Origin of the sequence: Paraniabella ginsengisoli, from assembly GCF_022513635.1 — a bacterium.
Taxonomy (GTDB): Bacteria; Bacteroidota; Bacteroidia; order Chitinophagales; family Chitinophagaceae; genus Niabella; species Niabella ginsengisoli.
In genome coordinates this window covers 370,244-388,937 of record NZ_JAKWBL010000002.1, presented here as the reverse complement: position 1 = coordinate 388,937, position 18,694 = coordinate 370,244, and the positions used below count along the sequence as shown (strand labels likewise).

25 protein-coding genes and 1 pseudogene are annotated in these 18,694 nt (G+C 36.3%); 14 read left to right on the top strand and 12 right to left on the bottom strand.

Going from position 1 to position 18,694, the window contains the following annotated elements; translation table 11 throughout:
- Positions 1–35: 35 nt before the first annotated feature.
- Both MKP09_RS13210 and MKP09_RS13205 read right to left on the bottom strand, forming a co-directional pair.
- A pseudogene (locus MKP09_RS13210) lies at positions 36–1,188 on the bottom strand (1-deoxy-D-xylulose-5-phosphate reductoisomerase).
- A 45-nt stretch (positions 1,189–1,233) separates the two neighbouring features.
- Entirely contained in the window at positions 1,234–2,733 is a 1,500-nt protein-coding gene (locus tag MKP09_RS13205) for a GH3 family acyl-acid amido synthetase (RefSeq protein ID WP_240830466.1), read from the bottom strand.
- 153 nt (positions 2,734–2,886) lie between these two features.
- On the opposite strand from MKP09_RS13205, the gene rplU reads away from it, so the two are divergent.
- The 5 genes from rplU (at position 2,887) to MKP09_RS13180 (ending at position 5,741) form a co-directional block, all read left to right on the top strand.
- Positions 2,887–3,186: a 50S ribosomal protein L21 gene (rplU, locus tag MKP09_RS13200; RefSeq protein WP_240830465.1), complete on the top strand. Its 300-nt coding sequence runs from the start codon at positions 2,887–2,889 to the stop codon at positions 3,184–3,186.
- An 86-nt stretch (positions 3,187–3,272) separates the two neighbouring features.
- Positions 3,273–3,536 (top strand): 50S ribosomal protein L27, encoded by a 264-nt coding sequence (gene rpmA / locus MKP09_RS13195; RefSeq protein WP_240830464.1) that lies wholly within the window; start codon positions 3,273–3,275, stop codon positions 3,534–3,536.
- Positions 3,537–3,721: 185 nt separating this feature from the next.
- Positions 3,722–3,883, top strand: coding sequence for a hypothetical protein (locus MKP09_RS13190; protein ID WP_240830463.1), 162 nt, complete (start codon positions 3,722–3,724; stop codon positions 3,881–3,883).
- 174 nt (positions 3,884–4,057) lie between these two features.
- Positions 4,058–4,873 carry a helix-hairpin-helix domain-containing protein gene (locus MKP09_RS13185; RefSeq protein WP_240830462.1) on the top strand — a complete coding sequence of 272 codons (816 nt, stop codon included), beginning with the start codon at positions 4,058–4,060 and terminating at the stop codon, positions 4,871–4,873.
- Positions 4,863–5,741, top strand: coding sequence for a PHP domain-containing protein (locus MKP09_RS13180; protein ID WP_317235345.1), 879 nt, complete (start codon positions 4,863–4,865; stop codon positions 5,739–5,741). The genes MKP09_RS13185 and MKP09_RS13180 overlap by 11 nt, the downstream gene beginning before the upstream one ends.
- A 27-nt stretch (positions 5,742–5,768) precedes the next feature.
- On the opposite strand, the gene MKP09_RS13175 is transcribed toward MKP09_RS13180, so the two are convergent.
- On the bottom strand, positions 5,769–6,236 hold the full coding sequence (locus tag MKP09_RS13175; RefSeq protein ID WP_240830461.1) for a DUF3276 family protein: 468 nt from the start codon (positions 6,234–6,236) through the stop codon (positions 5,769–5,771).
- 252 nt (positions 6,237–6,488) lie between these two features.
- On the opposite strand from MKP09_RS13175, the gene MKP09_RS13170 reads away from it, so the two are divergent.
- The 3 genes from MKP09_RS13170 to trhO all read left to right on the top strand — a co-directional run bounded on the left by MKP09_RS13170 (position 6,489) and on the right by trhO (position 9,195).
- Positions 6,489–7,097 carry a M50 family metallopeptidase gene (locus MKP09_RS13170; RefSeq protein ID WP_240830460.1) on the top strand — a complete coding sequence of 203 codons (609 nt, stop codon included), beginning with the start codon at positions 6,489–6,491 and terminating at the stop codon, positions 7,095–7,097.
- Positions 7,094–7,810, top strand: a complete 717-nt coding sequence (locus tag MKP09_RS13165; RefSeq protein ID WP_240830459.1) for a M50 family metallopeptidase — start codon at positions 7,094–7,096, stop codon at positions 7,808–7,810. Before MKP09_RS13170 ends, MKP09_RS13165 begins: the two co-directional genes overlap by 4 nt.
- A gap of 347 nt (positions 7,811–8,157) precedes the next feature.
- Positions 8,158–9,195, top strand: coding sequence for an oxygen-dependent tRNA uridine(34) hydroxylase TrhO (trhO, locus tag MKP09_RS13160; RefSeq protein ID WP_240830458.1), 1,038 nt, complete (start codon positions 8,158–8,160; stop codon positions 9,193–9,195).
- Positions 9,196–9,468: 273 nt separating this feature from the next.
- Here trhO and MKP09_RS13155 read toward each other — a convergent pair whose 3' ends face one another.
- The 3 genes from MKP09_RS13155 to MKP09_RS13145 all read right to left on the bottom strand — a co-directional run bounded on the left by MKP09_RS13155 (position 9,469) and on the right by MKP09_RS13145 (position 12,071).
- Entirely contained in the window at positions 9,469–10,050 is a 582-nt protein-coding gene (locus MKP09_RS13155; protein ID WP_240830457.1) for a DUF1003 domain-containing protein, read from the bottom strand.
- A 74-nt stretch (positions 10,051–10,124) separates the two neighbouring features.
- Complete coding sequence (locus MKP09_RS13150; protein WP_240830456.1) at positions 10,125–10,820, bottom strand: ROK family protein; 696 nt, start codon at positions 10,818–10,820, stop codon at positions 10,125–10,127.
- Positions 10,821–10,877: 57 nt separating this feature from the next.
- Complete coding sequence (locus MKP09_RS13145; RefSeq protein ID WP_240830455.1) at positions 10,878–12,071, bottom strand: hypothetical protein; 1,194 nt, start codon at positions 12,069–12,071, stop codon at positions 10,878–10,880.
- Positions 12,072–12,222: 151 nt separating this feature from the next.
- Here MKP09_RS13145 and MKP09_RS13140 point away from each other — a divergent pair, with 151 nt between their 5' ends.
- From MKP09_RS13140 to MKP09_RS13120, 5 genes are all read left to right on the top strand, one after another.
- Complete coding sequence (locus MKP09_RS13140) at positions 12,223–12,423, top strand: hypothetical protein (RefSeq protein ID WP_240830454.1); 201 nt, start codon at positions 12,223–12,225, stop codon at positions 12,421–12,423.
- Entirely contained in the window at positions 12,423–12,893 is a 471-nt protein-coding gene (locus MKP09_RS13135) for an ABC transporter transmembrane domain-containing protein (RefSeq protein WP_240830453.1), read from the top strand. The genes MKP09_RS13140 and MKP09_RS13135 overlap by 1 nt, the downstream gene beginning before the upstream one ends.
- Positions 12,894–13,083: 190 nt before the next feature.
- Positions 13,084–14,043, top strand: a complete 960-nt coding sequence (locus tag MKP09_RS13130; RefSeq protein ID WP_240830452.1) for an ABC transporter ATP-binding protein — start codon at positions 13,084–13,086, stop codon at positions 14,041–14,043.
- Between the two features lie 117 nt (positions 14,044–14,160).
- Complete coding sequence (locus MKP09_RS13125) at positions 14,161–14,802, top strand: rhomboid family intramembrane serine protease (protein ID WP_240830451.1); 642 nt, start codon at positions 14,161–14,163, stop codon at positions 14,800–14,802.
- Between the two features lie 91 nt (positions 14,803–14,893).
- Positions 14,894–15,166, top strand: coding sequence for a hypothetical protein (locus tag MKP09_RS13120; protein ID WP_240830450.1), 273 nt, complete (start codon positions 14,894–14,896; stop codon positions 15,164–15,166).
- Positions 15,167–15,319: 153 nt separating this feature from the next.
- Here MKP09_RS13120 and MKP09_RS13115 read toward each other — a convergent pair whose 3' ends face one another.
- The 6 genes from MKP09_RS13115 to MKP09_RS13090 all read right to left on the bottom strand — a co-directional run bounded on the left by MKP09_RS13115 (position 15,320) and on the right by MKP09_RS13090 (position 18,307).
- Positions 15,320–15,778 (bottom strand): MaoC family dehydratase, encoded by a 459-nt coding sequence (locus MKP09_RS13115; protein WP_240830449.1) that lies wholly within the window; start codon positions 15,776–15,778, stop codon positions 15,320–15,322.
- A 297-nt stretch (positions 15,779–16,075) separates the two neighbouring features.
- A complete protein-coding gene (locus tag MKP09_RS13110; protein WP_240830448.1) occupies positions 16,076–16,519 on the bottom strand; it encodes a DinB family protein in 444 nt (147 codons plus the stop codon).
- A 108-nt stretch (positions 16,520–16,627) separates the two neighbouring features.
- Positions 16,628–16,798, bottom strand: coding sequence for a hypothetical protein (locus tag MKP09_RS13105; protein ID WP_240830447.1), 171 nt, complete (start codon positions 16,796–16,798; stop codon positions 16,628–16,630).
- Positions 16,799–17,073: 275 nt separating this feature from the next.
- The gene (locus MKP09_RS13100) at positions 17,074–17,226 is read right to left on the bottom strand and encodes a hypothetical protein (RefSeq protein WP_240830446.1); all 153 of its coding nucleotides are present in this window, start codon (positions 17,224–17,226) and stop codon (positions 17,074–17,076) included.
- Positions 17,227–17,240: 14 nt separating this feature from the next.
- On the bottom strand, positions 17,241–18,083 hold the full coding sequence (locus MKP09_RS13095; RefSeq protein WP_240830445.1) for a hypothetical protein: 843 nt from the start codon (positions 18,081–18,083) through the stop codon (positions 17,241–17,243).
- Positions 18,080–18,307, bottom strand: a complete 228-nt coding sequence (locus MKP09_RS13090) for a hypothetical protein (RefSeq protein ID WP_240830444.1) — start codon at positions 18,305–18,307, stop codon at positions 18,080–18,082. Before MKP09_RS13090 ends, MKP09_RS13095 begins: the two co-directional genes overlap by 4 nt.
- A 230-nt stretch (positions 18,308–18,537) precedes the next feature.
- Here MKP09_RS13090 and MKP09_RS26165 point away from each other — a divergent pair, with 230 nt between their 5' ends.
- Positions 18,538–18,666: a hypothetical protein gene (locus MKP09_RS26165; protein ID WP_262915364.1), complete on the top strand. Its 129-nt coding sequence runs from the start codon at positions 18,538–18,540 to the stop codon at positions 18,664–18,666.
- Positions 18,667–18,694: the final 28 nt, after the last annotated feature.

Genomic DNA, 18,694 nt, shown 5'->3' with positions numbered 1-18,694 from the left:
GGATAAGAAGAAAAAACTTTAAACAATTTTTGATACTATAAACTAATGATATCGGCTGCTAGTGTTCTGGCTTCAGCATCGCTGTTAAAATAGTCGTCAAGAGTAGGTTTTTCAATAAAAGTTAGTCGATGCATTACCGATTCTATAACATCCGTCATTTCCAAAAAGCCAATTCGATTTTTTAAAAAGCATATACAGCTATTTCATTAGCTGCGTTCATAACGCAAGGCAAGTTGCCGCCTTTCTGTAATGCGCCAATGGATAATTCCAGGTTTCTGAAAGTTCGCAAGTCTGGTTCTTCGAAAGTTAGTGTATTGAATTTTTTAAAACTGAATCTTGGATATTCGTTAGGTATCCTATATGGAAAAGCCAATGCATACTGTATGGGAAGTTTCATATCAGGAACTCCAATTTGCGCTTTCACACTTCCATCATCAAATTGAACCATGCTGTGAATAGCGCTTTGCGGATGCACCAACACTTCTATTTGATCAGGCTCCAGATTAAAAAGCCATTTTGCCTCTATCATTTCAAGGCCTTTATTCATCAAGGTTGCTGAATCAATTGAAATCTTTGCGCCCATTTGCCAATTAGGATGCTGCAAAGCATGCTCCCTTTTCACATTCACCAAAAAATTAGGCTTTCTTCCTAAGAAAGGACCACCCGATGCGGTAAGGTATATTTTCTCAATTTTATTGCGGCTCTCCCCTACCAGGCATTGAAAGATGGCAGAATGTTCTGAGTCAACCGGAATAATAGGAACCTGATTTTGTACGGCTAAGTCCATAACAATATCACCGGCTACCACTAATGTTTCTTTATTCGCTAAAGCAATTGCTTTTTTATTCTCAATAGCTCGTAATGTAGGTTTTAGGCCTGCAAATCCAACAATAGCAGCAAGCATCATATCGTAACAATCCATTGCAGCTACTTCCTCCAAGGCATCTTCGCCAGCAAAAACTTTTATATCAGTACCCGATAATTCTTCTTTTACTTTTTCATAAAGTTTTTTTCACCAATTACCACAATATTTGGGTCATGCTCCAGCGCTTGCTCAACCAGCATTTCATAATTGCTGTTAGCAGTTAATATTTCCACAGAAAACTTGTCCGGATTATGTTTAATCACATCCAGCGTTTGCTTTCCTATGGATCCAGTCGAACCAAAAATTCCTATCCTTTTTATCATATTTTATACTAAGAGCGTAAGAGGGTGTAACAAGAAGATTATTGATTATTCACTTTGAGCCCACGGCAAAAGACTGTCTGCTATTTTTCTATCATTACTTAAACGAGGTACTTTATTTTGCCCGCCAAGTTTACCGATAGATTTCATATAATCAATAAATCCGTTTTTTCTGATCGGCGTAATTTTCAATGTTTGTAAGATATTACCGGCGATCAGGTCATCATAATAAACATTCTTCTGGCGTAAATATACATCTACCTTTTCAGAAAATTGCTGCATGTTATTGGGAACATTATCAAATTCTATAAACCATTCGTGATAACTCTTTCCCGAACCTTCGTTCACATAAGGGGCTACTGTAAATTCGGTAATATGCACATTGTCTTCGGCAGCGGCTTTCAATAGGCTATGCTCTACTTCTTCCGCAATAACGTGCTCACCAAAAGCCGATATAAAATGCTTTGTGCGGCCTGTTACAATAAGCCTGTAGGGTTCAGTAGAAACGAACTTTACCATGTCGCCAATATCATATCCCCAAAGTCCGGCATTACTGTTAATGATCAATGCATAATTCACTCCGGTTTTTACATCTTTTAAAGAAATACGTTTGGGACTTTCCTTACCTATTTCTTCTTCCGGAATAAACTCGAAAAATATACCACTGTTTGTATTTAATAATAGGCCGGGTTCTGTTTGAGTATCCTGGAAAGCAAAAAAACCTTCGGATGCAGGAAATGTTTCTATCCCATCTATTTTTCTGCCAATACTTTGATGGAGCTTTGCTTTGTAAGGTTCAAAATTGACACCGCCATATACCATTACGGAAAAGTTAGGAAATATCTCGCCCACTGATTTGCCGGTACGTTTCATCAATTCATCAAAATACATTTGAACCCATGGTGGTATACCACTTATCAGCGTCATATCCTGATTAATGGTCTCATCCACTATTTTATTGAGTTTCGTTTCCCAATCTTCAATACAATTCGTTTCATAATCAGGCAACTGGTTTTTTCGCAGATACCGGGGTATATGATGATTTACAATTCCACTCAAACGTCCCGTAGGAACGCCACCTATCCGCTCCAGTTCAGGCGATCCGCTTAGAAAAATCAACTTTCCATCTGCAAAACGAGTGTTGCCCGTTTCTGCCATATAACATAATAATGCGTTTCGTGCAGAGTTGATATGATTGCCAATCGAATCTTTTGTAATTGGAATATATTTGGTTCCGCTGGTTGTGCCAGATGTTTTTGCAAAATAAATGGGCACACCTTTCCATAAAATATTATGCTTACCCTCCTTTATTAAATTGATGTAAGAAGTAAGTCCTTCATAATCTCTTACTGGTATCGCATCACGAAATTCATTATACTCTGCAACAACCTCCAGCTTATGATCTTTTCCAAATTGTGTGCTTTTACCAACCTTAATTAAATTTTTTAGTATTGCATCCTGATCAGCAACAGCCGTCAACATTCCTTTTTTGATATTTTTATGTACAATTGAAGCAAAGGGCTTTGCTAAAAAAGATTTGATTTTCATTAACTTATACGAATTTTAATAAACCATGTAGCAATCAAATTTATACAAAAATATCCTGTGACCGCATTCTATAAAAAAGGATTTATATAAAGTTCAAATTTCTCATTGAATTATCGAAATTAATATCTACCTTTGCCGCCTAATTTTTATAAGATGATAGCAGTAATTAAAGTAGCGGGCCAACAATATAAGGTAGAAAAGGATCAGACATTATTTGTTCCTCATTTGGAAGGTAAAGCAGGCGACTCTGTTAATTTGGATGTATTATTTGTACATGCTGACGGAAAACTTTCTGTTGGTGCAGATAATAAAGCAACAGTTAGCGCGGAAATTGTAGATCACATAAAAGGTGATACAGTTATTGCTTATAAAATGAAAAGAAGAAAAGGTTTCCACAAAAAGAAAGGTCACCGTACTGCTTATACTAAAATTAAAGTTACCGCAATAGCGTAATTTGATTTACGCGTTGAAAGGTTAATAAATTATAAATAGTATTCCTTTCAACTTATAAACATTATAAAACATTTAAACTAAAAGAAATGGCACATAAGAAAGGCGAAGGTAGTGTAAAAAACGGTCGCGACTCAGAAAGCAAAAGATTAGGTGTTAAGATATTTGGCGGGCAACCTGCTATCGCCGGTAATATTATTGTTCGTCAGCGTGGTACTGTTTATCATCCTGGTAGTAACGTTGGTGTAGGTAGAGACTTCACTTTATTTGCATTGACTGACGGTGTTGTAGAATTTAAAAAAGGTAGAAAAGACAGAACTTTTGTTTCTGTTTCTGAAGCAGCACAGGCTTAAGGAAGATATTTTTAGATATTATTAAGGATGGTTTTATACCATCCTTTTTTTATGCTCGAATTTTAGAATGTGAATAATACATGCTTCCACCTTAATAACTTGTGGAAAAAAATTTGTGAGTAGTTTATTTTTGTATAATTTTACTTTCGATAACCCATTTACTAATCAATTAAATTCAAAATCAAATGGCAAAAGCAGCAGCTAAGAAAGCGGCTCCTAAAAAAGCAGCAGCAAAAAAAGCAGCTCCTAAAAAAGTAGCAGCAAAAAAAGCAGCTCCTAAAAAGGCAGCAGCAAAAAAAGCAGCTCCTAAAAAAGCAGCAGCAAAAAAGCAGCTCCTAAAAAAGTAGCAGCAAAAAAAGCAGCTCCTAAAAAGGCAGCAGCAAAAAAAGCAGCTCCTAAAAAAGCAGCAGCAAAAAGAAAAAATAAGCATTGGCTTGTATTAAACTTATAAAACCTCCTTTGGAGGTTTTTTTTTGCATAGCCAATAATACTGAATAACCCGAATTGCTTATTTTGCATTTATGAATAACGCAGATATAGCTGAGCATTTTTCGTTGCTATCTAAATTAATGGATATCCACGGAGAAAATTCTTTCAAATCCAAAACCTATTCCATTGCAGCTTTCCACATCGAAAAATTAGAGCATCCGCTTTTAGAAACAGATCGAAGCTCCATTGCGTCAATCAAAGGCCTGGGCCCATCTGTCGCATCAAAAGTGATTGAACTGCTTGACACCGGATCGATGACAACCTTACAAGAATTTATTGAAGATACGCCTGAAGGTGTTCGCGAAATGCTTCGCATAAAAGGATTAGGCCCTAAAAAGATACACACCGTTTGGCAGGAAATGGGCATACAATCGATTGGAGAACTTGAATACGCTTGCAACGAAAACAGGTTAACACGATATAAAGGTTTTGGTGCGAAAACGCAGGCAAATGTGCTGGAAGCGATCAGGTTTTATAATCAACATATTGGTCATTTTCTATACGCCCAGATCCATGAGGTTTTTCCAGGTATTCAAAATTATCTTGAAAATATTTTTGGTAAAGAGAAGGTTTTGGTGACTGGAGATTATCGTCGCCAGCTTTTAACTATTCAAGAACTTGAGTTTGTCATAAAAGAAAAAAAGGAAGCTATTTTTCCGAAATTTAAAACAGCCTATCCGCCTGAATTGCTTGAAGACACTGACGAATTTATTGTTTACAAATTAACCAATGGCCTAAAGCTTCGCATTTATTTTGGTGATGAGAATATTTACAAAAAGCAATTTCTAACTTCTGCCGGGGAACAATTTATCGAAGCCTTTTTTCAAAAACAGATAAATCTTTTTTGAAAAAAACAATTATGAAAATGAGGAGGCTATTTTCGAAAAGGCAGGCGTTCCTTTTATCTATCCTTATTATCGGGAAACAAAAGATGCAGTAGACCAGGCAATCAACAATTCGCTTCCTCAAACTATCGCATTAAATGACATAAAAGGCATTATCCATAATCATAGCAATTGGTCAGATGGTATTAATACTATTGATGAACTGGCTGACAACCTTATCAAAAATAATTTTGAATACCTGGTTATGTCAGATCACTCTAAAACTGCAGCATATGCAAATGGATTATCTGAGGAACGAATTAAAGAGCAGCATATTTATATTGATAAGCTCAATCAAAAATTAGCTCCATTTAAAATTTTTAAAAGTATTGAAAGCGATATTTTAAATGATGGTAACCTTGATTATAGCGATGAAGTGCTAAGCAGTTTTGATTTAGTAATTGCATCAGTGCATAGCAATCTTTATATGAGCGAAGAAAAAGCCATGCAGCGCTTAATGAAGGCAATTGAGAATCGCTACACCACTATTTTAGGGCATCCTACCGGGCGTTTACTACTAAGCCGAAATGGCTATCCCATTAATCATGAAAAGATCATTGACGCCTGCGTAGCCAACCATGTTGTCATTGAAATTAATGCCAACCCACACCGACTCGATCTGGACTGGTCGTGGATACCTTATGCCCTCGAAAAGGATGTATTGTTATCTATCAATCCAGATGCGCACTCAATAGAAGGTTTTTATGATATTAAGTATGGCGTGTTGGCTGCTCAAAAAGGAGGTTTAACAGCTCAGCGTAATTTGAGTAGTTTCAACTTAGAAGAATTTGAAGATTATCTTAAAAAAACAAAAGCCGCTAAAAATATTTAGCGGCTTTAATATACTATTCATTTAAAATTACCATTTGTCAACTTCTTCATGACTTGTAGATGCGGTTCCCGATTCATCAGTTTTAGGAGCTACATTTTCTACAACTTTTTCGTCATTATTGGGTTGCTCTTCAACGGGTGCAGCAGCAACTGGTGCGCTTCCTGTAGCTGGCGAATGAGAAACAGCGCCGCCATCTTCTTCATACTCATCATGATTAAACGCATCAAAATCGAAATCAGGCATTAAATCCGTTTTTACATATTCAACCGCCTCATTCAATGCTTTTAAAAACTTATTGAAATCTTCCTTGTAAAGGAAAACCTTATGCCTGTCATACCCATTATCATCAAACCTCTTACGACTCTCTGTAATTGTTAAATAATAATCATTGCCTTTGGTAGACCTTACATCAAAAAAATAAGTTCTTCTTTTTCCAGCACGGAGCCTTTTGCTGTAAATGGCTTCCATTTTTTTGTCGTTGTTTCCGTTCTCCACTTTCTGTAATATTTACTTTATAAAAAGTTTTACTTAGCTAACAAATATAACTATGTTTTTGAAAAAACAATAAAATAGTTGTTAAAGGCAATAAAATTTTTTATATATAAATATTCTCTTATTAATATAAAAATATCAAGCATAATTCTATTCACAAAAAAATACGCCATACTTTTAAAAATAGTTTTTAGCAAATCAGTAAGAACATTCGATGTATCTTTGCCAGCTTAAAATAAAATATTCCCTATCATAATGCTTTATACTTTAGCTATTAACTGGTCTGGTGTGGGTGTTCAGGTTGCTCAGCTTATTTTGGCCCTTTCAATTCTTGTGTTACTTCATGAGTTTGGTCATTACATTACTGCAAGATGGTTTGGATGCCGTGTTGAAAAATTTTATTTATTTTTTGATCCCTGGTTCTCATTGTTCAAAAAGAAAGTTGGCGATACCGAGTATGGTGTTGGCTGGCTTCCTTTAGGTGGTTATGTAAAAATCAGCGGCATGATTGATGAGAGCATGGACAAGGAGCAAATGAAACAACCGGCAAAAGCTTATGAGTTTAGAAGTAAACCAGCCTGGCAGCGATTGATCATTATGTTGGCCGGGATCATTATGAATGTACTGGTTGCATTTATTATTTATGCCATGATTCTTTTTGTGTGGGGTGAAAAGAAAACACCAATGAGTTCATTACAGAATGGTGTTGCAGTTACCGACAGCCTTATGAGTGAGATAGGTTTAAGATCAGGAGATAAAATACTTGCAGTTAATGGCGAACCAGTTCCCTATTTTGAAGATCTGGCTGCGAAAATTTTAATTGGAAGTAAGACTATCGACATTGAGCGAGCAGGAAAAAAATGACGATCAATGTACCAGTAAACCTGATCGGTAAGTTGGTAGAAAGCAGGCGGAAAAGGGCTTACATGTTTATGGAAAGAGTACCATCATACGTTGGCGAGTATGATAAAAAATATGGAATGGATACCTTAGGCGGTTACAAAGCCGGCTTAAGAAAAATGGATCTGATCACAGCGATCGACTCTACGCCTGTCAACTTTTACGATGAAATGTCTTCGATCTTGAAAGATAAAAAGAACACGCCGGTCGTATTATCTATTATCCGCAATGACCAGCCACTAACATTAAATGCCCGGGTTGACGCGGACGGAAAAATTGGTATACCGTTTTTAACAGATGAAGAATATGCGAACCTAGGTGCTTATAAAATTGAAAAGCGTGAGTATAGTTTTCTGGCAGCGTTTCCTGCTGGTGTAAAAAAATCTATAGAAAAGCTAAAAGCATATATAGACCAATTTGCTTTGATATTAAATCCTGAGACGGAAGCCTATAAAGGTGTTGGTGGATTTAAAGCTATGGGTTCTGTATTTCCTACTTTCTGGAGCTGGGAAGCATTTTGGAACATTACTGCTTTTCTATCGATTATATTGGCATTTATGAACCTTCTTCCCATTCCGGCATTGGATGGTGGCCACGTAATGTTTACGCTTTATGAAATGGTTAGCGGCGCAAACCCAATGAAAAGTTTTTGGAATATGCGCAGATGGTCGGCATGATCCTTCTTCTGGGACTTATGCTATATGCTAACGGCAATGACTGGTTTGGTTGGGGAAAATAAACTTCTGAACCATGATTTATGGGATAAAAGATTGGGAAGATATTTTATAGTGATTATACGCATAATAATCTAATAAAGATCCTATAATGCCATGTGGCTTGATGCCTTGGTGAAAAGTGCCGGACTATTTATAAAATAGAATTAGGATTACTCCATCTGCATAATCAAATAAATCTTAAAAATCCAGGTTCAGATAATTACTTTTGCAGTCTGAAATTTGGTGCAGCCTGAAACTGCCCAATTATTATTAATTCCCGCTGATAAGCGTGGTCAAATTTCAAACACATGGCACTACATAACAGAGTTTCGCGCAAGGAACTTAAAGAACGTATTTTACAGGATAATACCCCACGCACCACCCTTTCATTTTACTGCTATTTTAAAATTGAAGATCCCCAACAGTTCCGCAATAATCTTTACAGAATTTTTTCGGAACTGAATGTTTTAGGCCGTATTTATATTGCGCACGAAGGTATTAATGCGCAGATAAGCGTTCCATCAGCCTATTTTAATCAATTTAAAACAACACTTTATCAATCAGATCAGGCATTAAATAATTTACGCCTTAATATTGCTGTTGATGATGACGGAAAATCTTTTTATGTGCTGGATATTAAAGTACGTAATAAAATTGTGGCTGATGGTATTGAAGACCCCGCATTCAATATGGCAAACAAAGGTAAATATGCGGATGCGAAAAAGTTTAATGATTTAGCCGCTGATTCGGAAACTATCATTATCGATATGCGTAATCACTACGAATTTGAAGTGGGACATTTCGAAAATGCTATTGAAATTCCGAGTGATACTTTCAGAGAACAATTACCCATGGCAGTAGAAATGATGGAACAACATAAAGATAAAAACATCATTATGTATTGCACTGGCGGCATCCGTTGCGAGAAAGCGTCAGCATATATGTTGCATAGAGGTTTTAAAAATGTTTTTCACCTGGAAGGTGGAATTATCAATTATGTGAATAAAGTAAAGGAGTCTGGATTAGCAAACAAATTTCACGGTAAAAACTTCGTCTTTGATCAGCGGCTGGGTGAGAGGGTTACCAATGAAATCATTGCTAAATGTCATCAATGCGGCAAACCGGCTGATACTCATGTGAATTGTGTGAATGATGCCTGTCATTTGCTTTTTATTCAGTGCGAAGAATGCGCAAAAGAATTTGAGGGTTGCTGCAGCTACGACTGTAAAGAATTTATACATCTGCCAGAAGATCAGCAAAAAGAGCAGCGTAGTGGTATAGATTTGGGAAGAAATGTATTCAATAAGGCTAAATCACGACTGGGCAATCTTTCCATAAAAAGTTAATTTCGATATAAAAAAATAACATTTTTTTATATCTTTGCAGCGTTTGGAACGAATTTTGCGTTTATTATAATCCAAGCAAAAGCTCTAAACCTAGACCTTATATGAATAGAATATCTAAAATGCTACTCCTATTGTTGTTAGTGACAACACCTGTAGCCTTATTTGTACTTGATAATCAGCAAGTATTAAATAAAAGTTCAGAAACAATTACTCCGAAAGCAGAATCAAACGATAACGTCGCATATTCTAATTTTAACTTAGAATAAAAGTTAATTAACTAATTTTTTGCGCTTTTAATTGTTCAATTTCTTTCTGAAGTTGATTTATGAGCAGTTGTATTTTGGATATTTTATCAACCGAATTAAAAACCTGCACTGCCTCGGTTTTCTGGCTAACTAATCCATCTTCAGCATCTTCATCAAGTTCTTCCTGAATTTCTTCTACATCTTCCTGAATTTCTTCCACATCTTCCTGGATCTCTTCTACATCTTCCTGAATCTCTTCCACGTCTTCCTGAATTTCATCCACATCTTCCTGAATCTCCTCGATATCTTCCTGAATTTCTTCTACATACTCCTGGATCTCTTCAATATCCTCACTATTCTTATTAACGGACATTTGTATAAAAATGGCCAGATAAATAGCTTCTAATGATACAATGGTTGTAAGCACCAAAAGCATTTTATCAAAACTTAATATATGTAGAAGCGGAAGGGCAAATGCTATAATAAATAGTACTGTATGGACAAGCAATGAAGCTGTCGAGCCAATCCAGCGTGTAGCCACATTGGCAATACGTTCCAGTCTTGCTTTGTTGCGTTCTCCTAATATGTTATTTTCTTTTTGATCCATCATTTTTAATAAGAGCCGCAAAAGTAGACAATACAAACGTGAATGTAAGCCTGAAGGTTTGTTATCTATGGTGTTTGCTATTGCTCCCAAAGTTTTACCCCGCCATCAATACCATCAATATTAGCAACCAAAATAATGTTTTCATCAAGTTGAAAATCTAATTTCCGTGATAATCCGCCGCCAATGTATAACTTGTCGTAGTTAAAAACTGTTTTCATAATGGATAACACCCGTTGCATTCGCTTGTTCCATTTCTTTTTACCAATTTCATTGTAAGTAGCTTCACCTATAAATGCATCATAATCCTGATCTTTATGAATAGGATGATGTGCTACTTCAAGGTGGGGAAGCACTTTACCATCGAGGTAGAAAGCAGTGCCAAAGCCAGTTCCTAATGTTATCATCATTTCAAAACCCTTTCCGCTTACGCAGCCAAGTCCCAGCATATCGGCATCATTTATAACCCGGGTCGGTTTGCCTAAAGTCACCATAAGTTCTTCGGCCAGGTTCACTCCCTTCCAAAATTCAGTACCGAGGTTTGGAGCCGTATGTACAATTCCGTCTCTAACATAACCAGGAAAACCTGCAGATATACGATCATATCTAAACTCCTTTACAAGCTCTTTAATTGCGGCGAGCAGGTTTGTAGGATTAGCAGGATTGGGGGTTGGTATTTTTGTGTATTCGTGTAAAATTTTACCATTTTTATTGAGTGTGCAGGCTTTTATTTTCGAGCCACCTATATCAATCGATAATGTTACACTAGTTGCCATATGTTTGACATTTTAAAGTTGGATAAAGTATTGCAATTTAAACAAACTGAATGAGAGCTATCGTTCAAATAATCCAAAGGTGCCACCAGTCCAGCTTTTATCTTTGTTGTATCGAACGCCGATCATTTTACCCTTGCTTAATCTGACAAGATTATTGGTAGGAATGGGCCGATCCGCTTTATCTGGCCAAAAATAAAAAATCCGGATCTCCGCTTTCGCAGGCTCATCCAACGTTTCTATAACCGAAGCATATTGCACTTTACGTTGTAATATCCAGTTCTCACGATCTTCAATTTTCTCAATATCTTCATTTGTAACATCAATTACAACGCCTTGGCCGGCAAAGGAAAATAGTGGCTTTAATACATAGTTTTCCAGATCCGAAGGTATTTTTTCAATTTTGTTTAAGAAGTTGGTTTCCGGAATATTGGGATGCTTAATGAGTGGCAAAGTATATTTACTAATACGATAAAACCAATTGGGATGCGGCATCCACTCAACATCAATATCTTCAAATAATACTTTTGCTTTTTCCTGTACCCACTCTTCCTGCTGCAATAATTCATCAAAAATGACACGATTGTAAATTCTTTTGATCAACGTTTCCTTACCTCCATTAAAATAATAAAGCTCTTTTCCTTTTTTTATGAGCTCCGTAACACACACGGGTTTTATTCCCAAGTAGTCCTGTGTACAATAGAAGTCAATATTTGTTTTTTGTTTGTCAGGGAATATCTCCAGTAAGATCACATTTTCAGGTGCATGGTTTTTTAGAATAAGATCCTTCAATAATTTAAGATAAGAATCTTTGCTTAACGCTCCCAGATAGCTTGAATAATTAGAAGGTGCTTCAAAATGCTTATAGAATGTATCATCCAGCAATACCTCGTAGGCGAACAGTGTGGGGAATGCCTGCATTTCAATAAGCTGTGGCTCCAGCTTGTTATGATCATTGATGCAAACACCAAAATCAAACGTAAGACAACCTGGGTAATCATCCTCATTTTTAACTCTTAAATCTTTAGGAATTGAATTTTCGGTGAGTTCTTTAAAATCAGGCTTTAATATAACATCAATGATACTTTCACACGCACTTATCATTTGTTTATGAAAATGCTTTGGAACAAAAACGGGTGTTTCGGCTGGCCTGAATTGTAGCGATGAATGCGCAGTATTGAGATCATTAAAAAATGCTTCATATTTCTGCTGTGTAAAACTCTTATTAAACTGTTGTCTTAATTCTTTTACCATTTAGATTATATATATAGACAAGATAATAAATATGTTTATGGAATTGAAGCAAAAAATTTAAAAACTTATACGCGAGGTGAGATGTATAATGATTGCTCAACAAATTGTAATAATTGTTCAACAAAAGTACACAAAACATTACCTTGCACTTATGCGTCATTTAAGGGCTTTAGGTAAATATTTTTTGAAATACAGGGTAAGGTTAAGCGCGGGAATTTTATTTGTTGTTTTATCCAATTATTTCAATGTGCTTTCTCCACAGTTGATGCGATACATCATTAACTACGTTGACAATGCGCTTTCATTCACAAAAACACATCCACAATTGGCGATAATGGTTACGATATTTTAGTGAGAAAAGTGATAGGTTTGATCGGATCGCAAAGAAGCGTTGCTCAGGTAGTTATCATAGCCAGCATTGTTATTTTAGTTCTTGCATTACTAAGAAGTTTCTTCATGTTCTTAATGCGTCAAACTATTATTGTAATGAGCAGGCATATAGAGTATGATCAAAAAAATGAAGTATATACAAAGTATCAAAATCTTGATAGTTTATTTTTCAAGCGTCATAATATCGGCGACATGATGAATCGTATAGCCGAAGATGTTAGCCGTGTAAGAATATTTACCGGACCAGCCATTATGTATATTGTCAACTTGGTTTCGGTAATTGCTTTGAGTGTTTTTTTTATGCTACAAAGTAGTAAGGAGTTAACGTTATATGTATTGATGCCATTGCCCATACTTGCTATCATCATCTATTTTGTCAACAGTACTATACATAAAAAAGCGAACGGATACAGGAAGCTTTGTCTGACCTGACAACAAATGCACAGGAATCCTATTCAGGCATAAGAGTGATCAAGTCCTTTGTGCAGGAAAGTGCCATGCTTAGTTTTTTAAAAACAATACTGAACGCTATCGGCAAAATGCAGTTAGCCTTGCTAAGACTGAAGCGATCTACTTTCCATCTATAAATCTGCTGATTGGTTTAAGTACGCTCTTAACTATAATGATTGGCGGGCTTTATTATATTAATAATGAACACAACATTAGTTTAGGCACCATAGTAGAATTTATAGTATATGTAAATATGCTCACTTTTCCTGTTAGCGCCATTGGATTAACCGCTAGCATGGTGCAGCGGGCTGCGGCATCCCAAAAAAGGTTGAATGAGTTTTTAGATATTGAACCGGAGGTTAGAGACAATAACTCAGCAACAGATGTACAATTGAACGGAAATGTGAAATTTGAACATGTAACATTTACCTATCCAGATACCGGGATAGAAGCTTTGAAAGATTTTAATTTACAGATCAACAAAGGTGAAAAGGTTGCGATTACAGGGCGCACCGGAAGTGGAAAATCTACAATTGCTCAACTCCTACTACGCATGTACAACGTGGAAAAGGGACAAATAAGTATGGATGATGTGGCTATTGATAATATTAAATTATCCACGCTACGCAGCCAAATAAGTTATGTACCACAGGACGTTTTTCTATTTAGCGATACCGTAGAAAACAACATCAGATTTGGTATTCCAAATGCAAAGAAAGATGCTGTTATAGAAGCAGCACAGATCGCTGGCGTTGACAAGGAAATTGAAGGATTTGCCAACGGTTATGAAACACTGATTGGAGAACGTGGCGTAACGTTGAGCGGCGGACAGAAACAGCGGATATCTATCGCACGTGCACTGATCAAAGATCCAGCGCTGATAATTTTTGATGATTGTTTAAGTGCCGTTGATGCTAAAACGGAGAAGGAAATTATGGGCCGGCTTAATAAATATCTTACTGACAAAACAGCAATTATCATCACACACAGAGTGTTTTCGTTACTCAATTTTGATAGGATCATTGTTCTGGACGATGGTAAAATCGTAGAACAAGGCACACATGCAGAACTTATGAAAATTGAAGGAGGCTTTTATTCCAAGCTTTACTCACAACAACAAGGAACAGACTGATATGTTTATACTTTTCAGGCTCTAGCTTAGTAGTTGTAAACGTATTCGCACATTCTAATTCGAACATTGTACATTGCATTAATTGCTCATTCAATTTATAAACTATACTTTTATTCGATGGATTTTACATTTTCTATTACCCTTGTGATCACTGCTATCACAGTTATTGTTTCTCTTTTGGGCTTTAATAGTCAAAAAGTTATTGAGGATCTTATTTTTTACGGGCCTGCTATTTCTAAAAGAAATCAATATTACCGCTTTATTACCTGCGGTTTTATTCATGCCGATTTTATGCATTTGGCATTTAATATGCTGGCATTTTATACTTTCGGCATAGGATTGGAAAAGGGTTTATTTGCAAATCCTGATATATTTGGAAATGAAGCACCCTTTTACTTTATCATGCTGTACATCGGGGGACTCATCATTTCGAGCGTGCCGGATTACTTTAAACACAAAGATGATTATCATTTCAGAAGCTTAGGTGCATCGGGAGCAGTTTCGGCAATAATCTTTTCCTGTATTGTGTTATATCCAACAATGCAAATCAGTTTTTTCTTTATACCTATTCGGGGGTGGATTTTCGGATTGATCTATTTAGGGATCTCTGCCTATTTAAATAAGCAGGGCGGTGGAAACATCAACCATGGCGCACATTTGTGGGGCGCTATCTTTGGAATTGCTTATACGCTGCTGTTCGTATCATTAAAAGGAGAAATAAATGTATTACAGAATTTTATAACCGCCATAAGAGGCTAGCCGCTAAAACTTAACAAACTCTAAGCAGAAGTTTACGCGAATTGTAGTATTTTAGATAGATAAATAATCTAATAACTTAAAACGACTTGCTATGTCTGAACATCATTTTCCACGCGGCTTTGATTCCTGGCAAAAAACACATTTTGAAGTAGTTGAAGCATTGTGTTATTTAAGAGATTTGCAGGAGGGAAAGCAATCCAAAAATTTTTCTCAAATGCTCGACCGAAGTGCTACACCCGACATGTATAATATGGCGATAGAGTTAACTGATAAGTTTGAAAACGCCAACATGGAAAGAAGCGGAAGCACACTATTTGATCTTATTGAAGAATTCGTGTACAGAGAAACCCGACCAACTAATTAATCTTTGTCCCTTCCTAAAAAAGCAGCGTGCGTCAATTGATACACGCTGCTTTTTATTTGATATAATAGTGACGGCCAAGCCACAACCTAACAACCTCCTTGATTTCCTCGTTTAATTGTTCTTTGCATATTTTAAGTGAAGCAAGTCCTTCAACTATATAAAATGATACAGAAATACTACATCGCCAACATAGGCAGGTTTTGTTTCGTTTTTAATGGTAAGAATAGCTTCAATAACAACTTTAGTAATTCCTTTCAGGTTGATAATCGATTTAAGCTTAGCGATCAGTTGCACATCGCTATCTACTAACACAGGCTGGCCAAATTTAAGATTCTCTATACCATAGTTTATTTCCATTTTAAGATTGCGTACATCTGCAATCTGTTTCCACAAATATGGAATTAACGATAACGTTAAATAACCATGTGCAATTGTAACTTTAAAGGGGCCTTCTTTCGATGCTCTTTCCTGATCAACATGAATCCATTGATGATCTAATGTTGCATCTGCGAACCTATCGATTTGATCTTGATCTATTCTATGCCAGTCAGAGAAGCCTAATTCCTTTCCTACATATGATTTATACTCTTCGAAATTGTTTATTACTAACATAAATAGATTTATTTAACCCCAACACAGCAACGTTACGTGTCTTTGTTTTACCGCCCTTAAATATTTTAGAGAATTGCAGTTCGGCTGCCATTATTCATTACTGGGAATCTCGAAAATAGTGTTTTCTTTTTTAAGCAAGCGATTCTAATTAAGAGAAAAAATAGATATTACTAATCAGTACAATCTATCATGCCTCAATAATGCCTGACTTTAAATATTAGTTGACTTGTAGTTTTAAAACTGCGGTACTATATCAACAATATGATTAAAGAAATAATATTGTCATTTTACAAATGATCACATTTTATAGAGAATATAATCCGTCACCAATGGCTCAAGACCACTTTGCCGAAGGTTAGTCGCGATTTGTCCCCGATGATAGGTCGAATGATTAATAACATGGAAAAGTATATCCTTAATACATTGGTTGAAAATCTGCCCCTTTGTGTTTGCATAATTAATGGGGTTGTCAAGGTTGAACTCCTCAATTATTAGTAAAGAATGGTTAAAGTTTATCTGTTCAATCCCCTTCCAATTCTGAGCAGGATGAATTTCCCAAATGCCAAAAGATGCTTGCTTAAATGCAATTCTATTATTCCAAATTTGATGTGCGTTCAAAATATGGCTATATAACTTAATCGGAGTCTCCAAACTTTTGTCTGAATTCACATTCAAAAAGTTCCACAACTTTTGGTTGCAAAAGTGATTATATTCAAATAACTCCTTAAAAAACTGCTTCATTTTATGGTCAATACTTTTTATACTTTACTGTTCATTAATCGCTTTTTTCGTTTTTCAACTTCACCCTGAAAGTACGCTATCCTACTCAAATTATTTTCTACTAAATAATCAAATATTTGATGCCGCACTAATACGCACACCATCAATAAATACAGCAATTCCAAAAGAGTTATTCATAGCATCCGCACCACCTGCACTGGTTCTTAGCATTATGGTTTGAGGTGTTTGTAAATCAGGGGCAACTGTTTTGCGGCCAGGCAATGCATTCATCACATCCATAAGCGAAAAAACCTGTAGCTGGCGAATAGCTTCTTCATCAAATATTATTGAAGATGCGGAATTTTGATTTTACTTAAAACACTTCCAAAATCAGGCTATCATAAATCAGCAAGAGCTTTTTTGTATCGACTTTGAGTTTTGCTTATACTAATAGCTTGTTCAAAGTAGCTTAGAACGCCATGCAATTACTTATAAAAGGTCGAATCGCTGATGCCTAATTCATGGTAAATATCCTTAACTGTAATATCACTCTAGCGTAAATTGATATTTACCCGCTATTGATCTGATTTTACAATAATCACTTTACTATTACTTCTGCTGCCATCTTTATCTATCTGTGCAACGCGGATATATACTTGCTCTTTATCAATGTTTATCTTATCCTTATTTTTAGAACAACCATACCAAGCAATAGTGCTAAGAACCAATGCTATTGTTATGCCTATCCATTTTCTTTTTTACCTGCAGTAACTACTAAAAAGGATAGTATGCCCAAACCTGACAAAGCAATACTTCCAGCCATATCTATTGTAATATGGTATTGAAGTGGTATATCTGAATTTCCATTTACGGCTTGTGATTTTACAGTAGCAACTGTAGTAAACTCCCTCCCATCTGTGGAAGCCTGCACTTCAAAATAGTCATTATTAGTTTCAGAAAGAGTTTGCCAGGAAAGAATGCAATTATTATCACTCCATTTCGCTTCTATAGTATTAAATACTACAGGTAAAGCTATTACACTTGTCCCTAAAGTTGTTCCAACCGAGGTTATGCCCATACCCGAGTCATCGCCGTCCCAGTTTTCATTATTTACAATGCGCGCCAGCCAGCCATCCCTATCACCCGAACCTATAGGGCCATTATAAAAAACATTATCGAATTGTTGTTGGGCGGGAGTGGCACCTCCCGGATTGGTTAATACACCCACCGCATTAACACCAGCTGTTAAACTGTTTTGACTACCCACGCCATTGGGCAATGTTGAGTTTATCAATATCTGTGTAATGGAGGTTTGCCAATAGTTAGCATCCAAATTTGTATTTCCGCTGGCGTTCAGCCCAAAAATGAAATAAGGATTGGTATCACTACCTCTATAGATAAAAACCTGGTCACCGGATATTAGTATTGCATCGTTAGCGGAATAACCACTGAAAACAGCCTCGCTTGTAAGATTAGCATTTGTAGTGACGTTTGTCAAATTTGTCGCAGGACTATTATCAGCACCTCCAAGTACTAAAGAAAAGATATCCCCTGCGTCAATATTGGTGGTTGGGGTCCAGGTCACAATGCCTCACCAGTCATTGGTGTTGTAAAAGCGTTAGTCGCATTATCCCAACCCCTATCCGTAATCTTGATTTCTGTTCCCGCAGGAATATTGACCAGGGTAGCGAAAGTAACTTTGTCGTTTATGGCATCTATACCCAAAACAACCATATCTCCGGCAGATGGCTGGGCAAATGAGAGAAAAGAGAGCAATACAAAGGCTAGGGTGAGGGCAGTTTTTTTCATTGCATGTATGTTAGAGCTCTTCGAAGGAACAGATTAATTCTCATTTTTCCAAATTCATTGAAAGTATACAGTTGCAAAAATTCATTGAAAATTAAAATTGAGCAAGTGCAACATATACACCTGAAAAATAACAATAGTTGGAGGAAAGTTCATCACCAACTCGCTAAATTTTTAACCTTAAAAATCCTGGCCCAATCTGTCAAGGGATCGAAAAGAACTAAACGAGACAATTGAAGGGCAGAAAACGGGCAATTGAATTAACCGATAAGCTTGAAAATGCCAACATGGAAAAAAGCGGTAGCACACTATTTGACCTTATAGAAGAATTTGTGTATAGGGAAACGCGCCAAACTAATTAATCTCAGATAATAAAAAAGCAGCGTACGT

Bases quoted from the DNA above. Each gene is read 5' to 3' on its own strand.
- MKP09_RS13145 (WP_240830455.1), bottom strand. From the start codon at position 12,071: ATGGTAAAAGAATTAAGACAACAGTTTAATAAGAGTTTTACACAGCAG.
- MKP09_RS13140 (WP_240830454.1), top strand. From the start codon at position 12,223: ATGCGTCATTTAAGGGCTTTAGGTAAATATTTTTTGAAATACAGGGTA.
- rplU (WP_240830465.1), top strand. From the start codon at position 2,887: ATGATAGCAGTAATTAAAGTAGCGGGCCAACAATATAAGGTAGAAAAG.
- MKP09_RS13165 (WP_240830459.1), top strand. From the start codon at position 7,094: ATGACGATCAATGTACCAGTAAACCTGATCGGTAAGTTGGTAGAAAGC.
- MKP09_RS13125 (WP_240830451.1), top strand. From the start codon at position 14,161: ATGGATTTTACATTTTCTATTACCCTTGTGATCACTGCTATCACAGTT.
- MKP09_RS13115 (WP_240830449.1), bottom strand. From the start codon at position 15,778: ATGTTAGTAATAAACAATTTCGAAGAGTATAAATCATATGTAGGAAAG.
- MKP09_RS13110 (WP_240830448.1), bottom strand. From the start codon at position 16,519: ATGAAGCAGTTTTTTAAGGAGTTATTTGAATATAATCACTTTTGCAAC.
- MKP09_RS13155 (WP_240830457.1), bottom strand. From the start codon at position 10,050: ATGATGGATCAAAAAGAAAATAACATATTAGGAGAACGCAACAAAGCA.
- MKP09_RS13205 (WP_240830466.1), bottom strand. From the start codon at position 2,733: ATGAAAATCAAATCTTTTTTAGCAAAGCCCTTTGCTTCAATTGTACAT.
- trhO (WP_240830458.1), top strand. From the start codon at position 8,158: ATGGCACTACATAACAGAGTTTCGCGCAAGGAACTTAAAGAACGTATT.
- MKP09_RS13170 (WP_240830460.1), top strand. From the start codon at position 6,489: ATGCTTTATACTTTAGCTATTAACTGGTCTGGTGTGGGTGTTCAGGTT.
- MKP09_RS13190 (WP_240830463.1), top strand. From the start codon at position 3,722: ATGGCAAAAGCAGCAGCTAAGAAAGCGGCTCCTAAAAAAGCAGCAGCA.
- MKP09_RS13105 (WP_240830447.1), bottom strand. From the start codon at position 16,798: ATGGATGTGATGAATGCATTGCCTGGCCGCAAAACAGTTGCCCCTGAT.
- MKP09_RS13150 (WP_240830456.1), bottom strand. From the start codon at position 10,820: ATGGCAACTAGTGTAACATTATCGATTGATATAGGTGGCTCGAAAATA.
- MKP09_RS13090 (WP_240830444.1), bottom strand. From the start codon at position 18,307: ATGAAAAAAACTGCCCTCACCCTAGCCTTTGTATTGCTCTCTTTTCTC.
- MKP09_RS13120 (WP_240830450.1), top strand. From the start codon at position 14,894: ATGTCTGAACATCATTTTCCACGCGGCTTTGATTCCTGGCAAAAAACA.
- MKP09_RS13130 (WP_240830452.1), top strand. From the start codon at position 13,084: ATGATTGGCGGGCTTTATTATATTAATAATGAACACAACATTAGTTTA.
- rpmA (WP_240830464.1), top strand. From the start codon at position 3,273: ATGGCACATAAGAAAGGCGAAGGTAGTGTAAAAAACGGTCGCGACTCA.
- MKP09_RS13185 (WP_240830462.1), top strand. From the start codon at position 4,058: ATGAATAACGCAGATATAGCTGAGCATTTTTCGTTGCTATCTAAATTA.